Source organism: Crossiella sp. CA198, from assembly GCF_052078295.1.
Classification (GTDB): Bacteria; Actinomycetota; Actinomycetes; order Mycobacteriales; family Pseudonocardiaceae; genus Crossiella.
In genome coordinates this window covers 17758-26814 of record NZ_JBQJIM010000027.1, presented here as the reverse complement: position 1 = coordinate 26814, position 9057 = coordinate 17758, and the positions used below count along the sequence as shown (strand labels likewise).

Annotated in this window: 13 protein-coding genes; 6 read left to right on the top strand and 7 right to left on the bottom strand. The window is 67.8% G+C overall.

Features of this window, described 5'->3' with window-relative positions:
- The first annotated feature begins 170 nt into the window (after positions 1-170).
- Positions 171-527: a GntR family transcriptional regulator gene (locus ACTOWY_RS35920; protein WP_441314051.1), complete on the top strand. Its 357-nt coding sequence runs from the start codon at positions 171-173 to the stop codon at positions 525-527.
- 8 nt (positions 528-535) lie between these two features.
- On the opposite strand, the gene ACTOWY_RS35915 is transcribed toward ACTOWY_RS35920, so the two are convergent.
- Positions 536-736: a hypothetical protein gene (locus tag ACTOWY_RS35915; protein WP_441314050.1), complete on the bottom strand. Its 201-nt coding sequence runs from the start codon at positions 734-736 to the stop codon at positions 536-538.
- Between the two features lie 233 nt (positions 737-969).
- Between ACTOWY_RS35915 and ACTOWY_RS35910 the strand changes: the two genes are divergently transcribed.
- The gene (locus ACTOWY_RS35910) at positions 970-2199 is read left to right on the top strand and encodes an XRE family transcriptional regulator (RefSeq protein WP_441314049.1); all 1230 of its coding nucleotides are present in this window, start codon (positions 970-972) and stop codon (positions 2197-2199) included.
- 124 nt (positions 2200-2323) lie between these two features.
- Here ACTOWY_RS35910 and ACTOWY_RS35905 read toward each other — a convergent pair whose 3' ends face one another.
- The 4 genes from ACTOWY_RS35905 to ACTOWY_RS35890 form a co-directional block, all read right to left on the bottom strand.
- A complete protein-coding gene (locus ACTOWY_RS35905) occupies positions 2324-2602 on the bottom strand; it encodes a type II toxin-antitoxin system RelE family toxin (protein ID WP_441314048.1) in 279 nt (92 codons plus the stop codon).
- Positions 2599-2916 carry a hypothetical protein gene (locus ACTOWY_RS35900; protein WP_441313698.1) on the bottom strand — a complete coding sequence of 106 codons (318 nt, stop codon included), beginning with the start codon at positions 2914-2916 and terminating at the stop codon, positions 2599-2601. Before ACTOWY_RS35900 ends, ACTOWY_RS35905 begins: the two co-directional genes overlap by 4 nt.
- A gap of 1030 nt (positions 2917-3946) precedes the next feature.
- Positions 3947-4756: a hypothetical protein gene (locus ACTOWY_RS35895; protein ID WP_441314047.1), complete on the bottom strand. Its 810-nt coding sequence runs from the start codon at positions 4754-4756 to the stop codon at positions 3947-3949.
- A gap of 93 nt (positions 4757-4849) precedes the next feature.
- The gene (locus ACTOWY_RS35890) at positions 4850-5293 is read right to left on the bottom strand and encodes a MarR family winged helix-turn-helix transcriptional regulator (protein ID WP_441314046.1); all 444 of its coding nucleotides are present in this window, start codon (positions 5291-5293) and stop codon (positions 4850-4852) included.
- 100 nt (positions 5294-5393) lie between these two features.
- On the opposite strand from ACTOWY_RS35890, the gene ACTOWY_RS35885 reads away from it, so the two are divergent.
- Positions 5394-6383, top strand: a complete 990-nt coding sequence (locus tag ACTOWY_RS35885) for an SMP-30/gluconolactonase/LRE family protein (protein WP_441314045.1) — start codon at positions 5394-5396, stop codon at positions 6381-6383.
- Here the strand turns inward: ACTOWY_RS35885 and ACTOWY_RS35880 are convergent.
- Together ACTOWY_RS35880 and ACTOWY_RS35875 are read right to left on the bottom strand one after the other, a co-directional pair.
- Positions 6380-6823 carry a hypothetical protein gene (locus tag ACTOWY_RS35880; protein ID WP_441314044.1) on the bottom strand — a complete coding sequence of 148 codons (444 nt, stop codon included), beginning with the start codon at positions 6821-6823 and terminating at the stop codon, positions 6380-6382. The two genes, ACTOWY_RS35885 and ACTOWY_RS35880, sit on opposite strands and share 4 nt — an antisense overlap.
- 13 nt (positions 6824-6836) lie before the next feature.
- Positions 6837-7283 carry a hypothetical protein gene (locus ACTOWY_RS35875; RefSeq protein ID WP_441314043.1) on the bottom strand — a complete coding sequence of 149 codons (447 nt, stop codon included), beginning with the start codon at positions 7281-7283 and terminating at the stop codon, positions 6837-6839.
- Between the two features lie 279 nt (positions 7284-7562).
- Between ACTOWY_RS35875 and ACTOWY_RS35870 the strand changes: the two genes are divergently transcribed.
- From ACTOWY_RS35870 to ACTOWY_RS35860, 3 genes are all read left to right on the top strand, one after another.
- Positions 7563-8270 (top strand): dienelactone hydrolase family protein, encoded by a 708-nt coding sequence (locus ACTOWY_RS35870; RefSeq protein ID WP_441314042.1) that lies wholly within the window; start codon positions 7563-7565, stop codon positions 8268-8270.
- A 164-nt stretch (positions 8271-8434) separates the two neighbouring features.
- Positions 8435-8740 (top strand): WXG100 family type VII secretion target, encoded by a 306-nt coding sequence (locus ACTOWY_RS35865; RefSeq protein ID WP_441314041.1) that lies wholly within the window; start codon positions 8435-8437, stop codon positions 8738-8740.
- 25 nt (positions 8741-8765) lie between these two features.
- Positions 8766-9056 carry a WXG100 family type VII secretion target gene (locus tag ACTOWY_RS35860; RefSeq protein WP_441314040.1) on the top strand — a complete coding sequence of 97 codons (291 nt, stop codon included), beginning with the start codon at positions 8766-8768 and terminating at the stop codon, positions 9054-9056.
- Position 9057: the final 1 nt, after the last annotated feature.

The following is a 9057-nucleotide window of genomic DNA, read 5'->3' as shown; positions in this document are numbered from 1 at the left end:
TGCGCGCCCCGGCCGGTGTTCCCGCACCGCCGGGGCTTCCTGTTGTCTGCCGCGTTTGTTGCGCTTGCTGCGACACGTGCAACGTTAGACAACATAGACATGATAGGCAACATAGACAGCTTAAGGTCACCTAGATGGCGTAGTTGCCTATGTGGCGTACCCTCTTTGACGTGGACAAACTCAATCCAGACGACTCCCGTGCGCCGTACTTGCAGATCGCTGACGCGCTGCGCGCCGAGATCGACAAGGGCGAGTACGAGCCAGGGGCGAAGCTCCCGGCACACAAGGCCGTGGCTACCCGATTCGGCGTATCTGTCGGCACGGTCAAGCAGGCTTTTGCCCGGTTGCAAGCCGCAGAACTGATCGTCTCCCGTCAGGGGCAGGGCTCGTTCGTGCGCACCCAGAGGCCCGACTCGGGCGTTGCTGCTGGAAGCGCGGATTCTGTGTCTCTGGCCGAAGTGCAGCGGCAGTTGGAAGACCTCGGCCGGCGTCTCGCTGCTGTTGAGGATCAGCTTCGCCGAGACTAGTTCGGTCGCTACCTGGTGACCGATCGAAGGAACGTTGCGATGCCGTCGATCACGTCCCCGATGCCGCTTGCAACGCTGGACACCCAGTTCGCCGAGTCGTTGGGGTGCTTCACGACGAGTACCAGCACGGCTACGAGTACGAGGAGACCCAGCAGCTTGGGCAGCAGGCCGCCGCCGGTCTTCATCCCGGGAAGCATGTTCCGTGCCATTGCCTTCTCCTTCTCGCTGACGGCCCGGTCGTTCAGTTGGGTTCGGGTCGGTGGCTGTTGTTGCTGTGTTCACGCTCATAACGATGGGCCGAGGCAAGCCGCGGTGGCAGTGTTGTTGCTGGTGTCGCTTCTGGGCGCTGGTGATGCGGTCGCATCACCAGCGCGACACCTCCCATGTCCCCTGCTGGCAGTGCCACACTCGGGTTGAGGTACCGACGCGCAAGGAGCGAAACATGGCCGAAGGGTCGCCGGACTGGGCGCGGCGCATCCGTGCCCTGCGGGAAGCTCGTGGACTTTCGCAGGCAGGTGCGACCGAAGAGATGCGGAAGCACTCGGACAAGCAGTTGCCGGACTCCGACCACCTCATCCGACGTTGGAAGGCATGGGAGCGCGGGGAGAACCAGCCTGGACCGCAGTATGCGCCCCTGATTGCGGCAACGCTCGGCACGGTCACCAGCTCGCTTTTTCCGCCGACAACGCGGCCGGATTCCGGCGACCTGCTCGCCATTACGGGCATGGATACGCTCGAAATTGTCAGTCGGCTACATGCGTCTGACGTCAATGAGGCCACGCTGGATGGCCTTCGGATTACAGTGGATAAACTCTGCTCGGAATACGCAAGTCAGTCTCCGGTTGGGCTGGTTAGCGAAGGCCGTCAATGGCTTCGGCGTATGGTTGAAATGCAGGAACAGCGGCTCAGCTTCCGGCAGCGGCGGGATACGCTCGAACTTGCGGGCTGGCTCGCGTTGCTCGTTGGGTGCCTTGAGAACGACCTCGGTGACCGCCGGTCGGCAGAAGCAACCAGACGTGCAGCGCTGAGCCTCGGCAAGGAGGTTGGCAGCCCGGGGATTCTGGGGTGGGCACACGAGATGCGAGCGTGGTTTGCCTTGACATCCAACGACTTCCGGGGTGTCATCGCTGCTTCGGAGGCTGGGGTGGTCGCGGCTGGCAATCACAGCGTTGCAGTACAGCTGATTGCTCAGGAGGCGAAGGCGTACGCGCGCATGGGGCGTCAGGATGACATGGTTCGAGCGCTCGAACGCGGCCGTGTTCTGCTGGATTCGATGCCGTATCCGGAAAACACTGACAATCATTTCGTGGTTGACCCACTGAAGTTTGATTTTTATGCCATGGATTGCTATCGCCACGTCGGAGATGACCGGCTGGCTCGCGGACTGGCCGAGGAAGTCATTCGGGGTGGTACTGACTACAACGGTCGAGAGCGCTCGCCTATGCGGATAGCTGAGGCGCGGATTACCCTCGGCGTGGCCGCGGCACGGGAAGGTGACCTTGAAGAGGCGGTAGAGCACGGGAACCGTGCGCTTTCGGCTAGCCGGAAGTCGTTGCCGTCACTCGCTATGGTCTCTCAAGACCTAGCCGATGTTCTTTCCAGTCGATATGGAAACGAGTCTGAGGCGCGAGACTACCTTGAACGCCTGCGAGGGATTCAGGGATCCAGGTAGGCATGCTTCGGCACGGGGACACCAACCTGGCAGAGAGTGTCCCCGGTGTCCCCGTAGGGGGTCTGAGCTGCACAAACAGCGGGGACAGTCACGGGGACACGGTGTCCCCGTGTCCCCGTGCTGTCTACCTGGGCCGGTAGGCGTCTCGGCGGTGGGCCACGGTCAGGATCGTGATCACCCGGGTGGTGTCGTCGATCGCGTACAGCACCCGATATTCGCCCCGTCGGGTGCTCCATACCTGGTCATACGGTTCGTCCAGGGGCTTGCCGAGACGGCGCGGGTTGCCCGCGACTGGTCCGGTGATGTGCTCGAACAGCGCGGTGGCGACATCCATGGGCAGCCTGTTCATGCTGCGGCGGGCGCCGGGGGTGAAGGTGACCGTGTAGGGCGTAGCCGCGGTCACCGGTCACCGGAACGGGCGCGCAGGTCCGCCGCGATCTCGTCGGCGGACACTGTTCGGCCGGCGCGCATGTCCTCCATGCTTTCGCGCAGGTCTCGGACCAGGTCGGCATCGGCGAGCACGTCGATCGTTTCGCGGAGGCGGTCCAGCTCGCCGGAGGGGACGACGTCGGCGACGTGTTCGCCGTGTGCGATGACGGCGACGGTTTCACCGCCTTCGGCGCGGCGTACGGCGTCTTCCCAGCGGGCGGCCTGCTGGGTGGCGGTGTGCAGGGCGTGCAGGTCGTCTGCGGAGACGCTGACGGGCTGTTCGCTCACTCGGCTTCCTTCCCTGGTGCGCTGGTGAATGTCACGTCCCCAGGGTAGCCGCGCAGGCAGAGGCCAGACAGCCCTACTACCCCCGCGCGGGTAGTAGGGCCGGTTCGGATCTGGACGCGTGCATGCCTCATCAGGACACCGGTGAGGGCCACGGGAGAGGGCCGCAGGGTCCCCAGCCCGCACAGTGCGAGGGCCGTACAGACGCTCTGGCGGGGCGCTGAGAACGCCGTAGAGCGCCGAACGGGGAGGGCCGGGTGGGTTAGATCGCGGGTTAAGTTGCGGGTTAGATCGGTCGGGCCGGGTTAGATTTCTAACCCGGGGGTTAACTCGCTCTTAATGCCACCTGACCTGCGGCAAGTTAAGAAGTTAGCTGGGTTAGATCGGCTGCAGCACCTGTGATGATCATGCGTTTTCGGGGGTGTGGCGAGGGTGCGGCCGAGCTAACCCACCCGGGCCAGGCCGCCGCGGTCCGGGCAGCCCCACCCCGGGGTGGTCTCGGCCAGTGAGTGAACGAGCGCAGCCCCGCCGGCCACCCCGTCCAGGCCGTTCCACCCTGGTGGGCGCCTGCTCGTTCACTCGTTCATTCCCAGGTCAACAGCCCAGCTCAGCCCGAGTGAACGGGGCCGGGCGGGACCGGGGTGAGTATTCACGCACCAGGTGCTGACTCACGCGCCCGTTCACCCGCCCCAGGCCAGGCAGAGCGGGCAGCGCCCCCCGGTTCCAGCCGGTCTTGTTCGGCTGTAGCCAGGAGGGGAGTGGGCTTGCCCCAGACGCCATCCTCATGCCCATGCCGCCGTGCGAAGGGTCTCAGTCTGGGTCTCAGTTCAGGTTCGTCCGGACCGTCCCTGATCGTTGCATCAGTTGCGCTGAACAGCGGAAACAACCGGGATGACCGTTGCTGAACGGTCGCCCTGAGAACTTGAAAGCGGGAGACCTTAACGGGTCCGGGGGTTCAAATCCCTCCGCTTCCGCCAGCCCGGCGGGCCTCCCGGATCAGGGACGGCCCGCCGGAGTTCGCCCGGACCGGGCGCTACCGGTACAGCCCGAGCCCGGTGAGCACCATGATGACGAGGCCGGTCGTCGCCAGCGACAGCAGCGCGAGGCAGCACACCGCGGCGAACAGACCCCCCAGCAGGTGGCCGATCGCGGGCCCGCCCTTGGCCAGTTTCGGGTTCTTCGGGTCGTAGGTGATGTCCGCCGGGCCCGGCCGCCGCCGCAGGAACACGAACGCCGCCGACTCGACGTCCATCGACCGGCCCGTGGCGGTGACGAACCGCAGCCTGGCGTGCTTGGTCTGGTCGCTGGAACTCCGCCGGTAGCCGGTGATCTCACCGGCCACCGTGACCCCGCGCTGACGCAGCACCCAGAGGTCCCGCAGCAGCCAGCGCCACACCGCGTGCAGGCCGAAGATCGCCGCCGTGGCCAGCCCGCAGAGCACACCGAGACCGGCCGAGATGATCAGCCCGCCCTCCAAGCCAGCCCACCACACCAGCAACAGCACCGCCACGCCCGCGCCCAGCGCCACCTTCGCCGCCAGGGGTAACGGCTTGCGTGGCTGAGTGGTGCTGGTGGTGGTGGCCGCCGGATCGTGCTCGACCCGGCGCATCGCCCGCTCCAGCGCCTCGGTGAAGGCCGTCACCGAGGCGTCGTTGCCGCCCTGGACCTCGTAGGTCTCCGTCGCCGTGGTCAGCACCACGCTCCGCCCGGACCTCTGGTGACCGGTCAGCGCGGCCAGCGGCACCCGCTTGCTCAGTCCGCCACGGAAGACCTCGATCTCCGACTTCCCCAGCCGGAAAGTCCCGCCCCGGCCCTTGAGGACCACGATCGCGCTGCTCGCCATGCGGCGGACGGTAGGGCAGCGGCGCGAGCCGGATCAGCGTTATCGCACAACTTCCGGGCCCTTCCGGGCCGGGTGTCCACAGTGGATAGACGGTCAGCCGGTGATGTCCGGTGCGGTCAGCACCGCCGAGCAGCGGGCCAGCAGGGCGCGCAGGGTGTCCTGTTCGACTTCGGTGAACTCGGCGGCCAGGCGGCGTTCGACTGCGCTGGCGTGCTTGTCGGCCTGCTCGAAGGCGGTGCGGCCGGCCTCGGTGAGCCGGGTCTCCAGCACGTTGCGGTGCAGTTCGTGCGGGGCGCGCTCGATCAGCTCCGCCGACTCCAGGTTCCGCAGGATGGTGGTCATGGTCTGCGGGGTGACCCGGCAGCGGCGGGCCAGTTCGGCGGCGGAGATACCGGGCTGTTCGGAGAGCACCAGCAGGGCCGCGTACTGCGCCACGGTCAGGCCCACCGGCCGGAGGACCGCCTGCTTGACGCCCATCAGCTCGTGCTCGACGCGCTTGATGTCGCCGCCAAGGCGCTCGTCCAACGGCATGCCCATGCGCTGATGGTACGTCCATCGAATATCTGTTCGCCTGTTGACGAGCATCAGGGTACTGATTACATTCCGAGTCCTGATGAAAACCAGTGGACGGAGCAACATGAGCAAGCTGATGATCGGGCGGCGCGCGCTGCTGACCCTGGCCGTGGCCGCCGGATCGGTGCTGGTCCTGCCGACGCAGGCAGGCGCGACGCAGGCAGGCTTACCCGCGGTGATCTCTGCCAATGCCCCGCAGCTGCACCCCGAGGGCGTGGCCTGGGACCCGCTGCGGCGGTCCTTCCTGGTCAGCTCACTGCGGCACGGCACCGTGTCGGTGGTCCGCCCGGACGGCCAGGTCCGCACCCTGGCCGCGGACCCGCGGATGATCTCCACCTTCGGCGTGCACGTGGACGCCGCCCGCGGGCGGGTGCTGACCGCCTACGGCGACTTCGGCCTCAGCCCGCGCTCCACCCCGGCGACCGTGCGCAAGTCCGCAGGCCTCGGCGTCTTCGACCTGCGCACCGGCCGCCTGCTGCACCTGGTCGACCTGGCCATCGGCGCCGGTGAGCACGCCGCCAACGACCTGGCCATCGATCCGGCCGGCAACGCCTACGTCACCGATCCACTCAGCGACGCGATCCACCGGGTGGACGTGCACGGCCGGGCCTCGGTGCTGGTGCGCGATCCGCGCCTGCTCACCAACGGCATCGGCATGAACGGCATCGTCTGGCACCCGCGCGGCCACCTGCTCGCGGTCAACTACGCCACCGGCGTGCTGTGGAGGATCCCGCTGGCCAACCCGGCCGCGCTCGCCCAGGTCACGCTGCCCGAACCCCTGGTCGGCGGCGACGGCCTTGACCTGCGCCCGGACGGCTCGCTCACCGTGGTCACCAACAACCTCTCCGCCCCCGGCCGGGTCGCGATCCGGGTGCTGCGCTCCACCGACGGCTGGCGCTCGGCCCAGGTCACCCGCCGCGCCGAGCCGTGGACCGACACCGAGCCGACCACCGTCACGAGCACCCCGCACGGCAGCTACGTGCTCGACGGCCGCCTCGCCACCCTGCTCGCCGGCAAGCCCGTCGACACCTTCACCCTGCGCCGCCTCGCCTAGAACCGCCTGCGGGACCGGGAGATCACCCTCGCCCGGCGGCACAGGTCGTCCACGACCTCCGCCTCCGCGGTCGGGGTGGTCCCGGTGCTGGGATCGCAGCAACTCGGCTTGGTGCGCTTGGTGCTGTCCGAGGGCCGCACCCCGGCCAGCCGGTACAGCAACTCGTAGACATCCTGGTCCGGATCGGTGTCGTGCGGCCCGACCAGCAGCACGTAGGCGGAATCCGCGTCATTGAAGGCGACCACCACCCGGTCCGCACCCCACAGGTGCCGCACGCACAACCGCGGCAACGGTTCCGGCCCGGTCACCCGGTAGGACAGCGCCGCGCAGGCCCGATGGCTCAGCTCGTCCAGGAAATGCTCGTAGGCCCGCTTGGACGGACCACGCAGCGCGGCCACCTGGGCAACGGCGACCGGCGTCTCGATGACGGTGATGGACATGGGTTCCGGGTGATCACACCCGCCGCACGACGCGCCCCTCGCCGCGGTTCATCTGCTCCAGGCTCTCGGCCAGGTCCAGCCGGTCCAGCAACGCCTGATCACTGAGCCGCCGGTGCACCTCATCCAGCAACCCCCGGCTGCGCCCGGCCTGCCGCAGATCCTCCACCAGCAACCGCACCTGATGCAGCCGCCGCACATCGATCCGCAACGTCGGATCCACCTGCGCGATGGTCAGCACACCCTCACTGGCCCAGGCCCGCACCGTCTTCTCGGTCAGCTCCAGCAGCTCCCCGGCCACCGCCGGCCGCACCGGCAACGCCCCAGCCAGTCGCTTCTCCGCCAGACTAAGCAGCCGCAACCGCCGATCATCGTTGCGCGGCAATGTCTCGGCGACCTCCTCGATCACCTCGATCTCGGCGAAGAGGTCCCGCAACTGCTGGGTCTCGGTCACGATCGACATGGCCCGCCCCTTCCCGTCGCTACCGATTATTCAACTTGTTTCCGGTAGTCGTCAAGGGTCGAGCCGTAGCACGCGGGCACTGATCGGTAGGCGGCCAGGTCGCGGCGGCGAGGGCGAGCAGCCTGACCTTCATGAATCCCCCAGTTGGTCGTTGCCTAACCAGAGGACACCGCAGCGCCGGCCGAAGTTGTCACCTGGCGAACACGCGGGCTCGCCGGAATTGCTCCGTATGGTTGGTCACGTTGACTGCTGTTCACCCCCGCGTGATTGGGTGAGTCCATGACGCAGACCCGCACCGAGACGCTGCTGCTCACCGACGGCAGCGAACTGCGCTGCACCGTGGCCGAGCCGGACGGGGTGGTACGGGGTGGGCTGGTGCTGCTGCACGAGGCCAGGGGCGTCACCGACGCGGTCCGCGGGCTGGCCGCCAGCCTGGCCGAGGAGGGCTGGCTGACCGTCGCCCCACATCTCTACCACCGCGACGGCGACGACGAGCAGATCGACTCCGAGGACGACGACCGGGTCGCGGACAAGGTGAGCAGGCTCTCCGGCGATTCCGTGCTGGCCGACACCGACGCCGCCTTCTCCTGGCTGGCCCAGCGGGAGGTGGCCGTCGACCGGATGGGCATCGTCGGCTTCGGCCTCGGCGGCTCGGCCGCACTGGTGGTCGCGGCCAGCCGCACCCTGGGCGCGGCGGTGACCATCAACGGCGGCGGCATCATCGCGCCGCTGTCCGACGGACTGCCCTCGCTGGTCGAGGTGGCCGGTGAGCTGACCTGTCCGTGGCTGGGCATCTACAGCGAGGCCGGCACCGGCATCCCGGCCGAGGACGTGGCCAAGCTGCGCGACGCCGCCGCCGAGGCCGAGGTGGCCACCGACGTGGTGCGCTACCCAGGGCCGGTGGAGGACAGCGGCGCCAAGGACCCGGCCGCGGTGGCCGACGCCTGGCAGCGCACCCTCAACTGGTTCGACGCGCACCTGCGCTGACCCCCGTTCCGGGTATCCTCACCCTGTGTGAACACCGGTTTTTCCGGGTGACGAATTTCCCGGGAACCGCACAGGCCCCCCAGTGCGTCTGACACGATGTCGGCGGGTTCCCACTCCGAGGGGCTCCCGGATACCACTGAACAGGTCGTAAGGGGAGAGCGCACATGAGTTACGGCGCTTCACTGGAGGAGATGCGGCGCGCCGCCCAGGACGTCCGCAAGGTCAACGGCGATGTGGACAACCAGCTGCGCAGGCTGCGCCAGGCCGTCCAGGACGTGAAGTCGTTCTGGCGTGGCGACGCGGCCAAGGCGTTCGACGGGCTCATGGACCAGTGGGACCAGGACGCCCTCAAGCTGAATCTCGCGCTGAATGACATCGCGTCCAATCTGGACAAGATGCACACGGGTTATGCCCAGCAGGAAGAGCAGCACCAGCAGGGCATGAGCAAGATCCAGAACGAGCTGGGCTGAGCGCGGGACTACGGGAGCGAAGACGATGAGCGGCGAAATCGAAGTCAGTTTCGAGCAGCTGGGCAACACCGCCGAGAAGGTGCGCGCCACCACCGCCGAGCTGGAGCGCCTGCTGGGCGACCTCAAGGCCAACCTGGCCCCCACCGCGGCCAGCTGGTCCGGCAAGGCCGCTGAGGCGTGGCAGGGGCACCAGCAGCGCTGGGACTCCTCCTACGAAGACCTCAAGGGTGTGCTCGGCCAGATCGGCCGGGCGCTGGAGAGCGCCAACCAGAACTACCAGGACGCGGAATCCCGCAACGTCAAGCGCTGGGGCTGAC

Bases quoted from the DNA above. Each gene is read 5' to 3' on its own strand.
- ACTOWY_RS35890 (WP_441314046.1), bottom strand. From the start codon at position 5,293: ATGGGCATGCCGTTGGACGAGCGCCTTGGCGGCGACATCAAGCGCGTC.
- ACTOWY_RS35895 (WP_441314047.1), bottom strand. From the start codon at position 4,756: ATGGCGAGCAGCGCGATCGTGGTCCTCAAGGGCCGGGGCGGGACTTTC.
- ACTOWY_RS35860 (WP_441314040.1), top strand. From the start codon at position 8,766: ATGAGCGGCGAAATCGAAGTCAGTTTCGAGCAGCTGGGCAACACCGCC.
- ACTOWY_RS35910 (WP_441314049.1), top strand. From the start codon at position 970: ATGGCCGAAGGGTCGCCGGACTGGGCGCGGCGCATCCGTGCCCTGCGG.
- ACTOWY_RS35870 (WP_441314042.1), top strand. From the start codon at position 7,563: ATGACGCAGACCCGCACCGAGACGCTGCTGCTCACCGACGGCAGCGAA.
- ACTOWY_RS35865 (WP_441314041.1), top strand. From the start codon at position 8,435: ATGAGTTACGGCGCTTCACTGGAGGAGATGCGGCGCGCCGCCCAGGAC.
- ACTOWY_RS35885 (WP_441314045.1), top strand. From the start codon at position 5,394: ATGAGCAAGCTGATGATCGGGCGGCGCGCGCTGCTGACCCTGGCCGTG.
- ACTOWY_RS35915 (WP_441314050.1), bottom strand. From the start codon at position 736: ATGGCACGGAACATGCTTCCCGGGATGAAGACCGGCGGCGGCCTGCTG.
- ACTOWY_RS35875 (WP_441314043.1), bottom strand. From the start codon at position 7,283: ATGTCGATCGTGACCGAGACCCAGCAGTTGCGGGACCTCTTCGCCGAG.
- ACTOWY_RS35880 (WP_441314044.1), bottom strand. From the start codon at position 6,823: ATGTCCATCACCGTCATCGAGACGCCGGTCGCCGTTGCCCAGGTGGCC.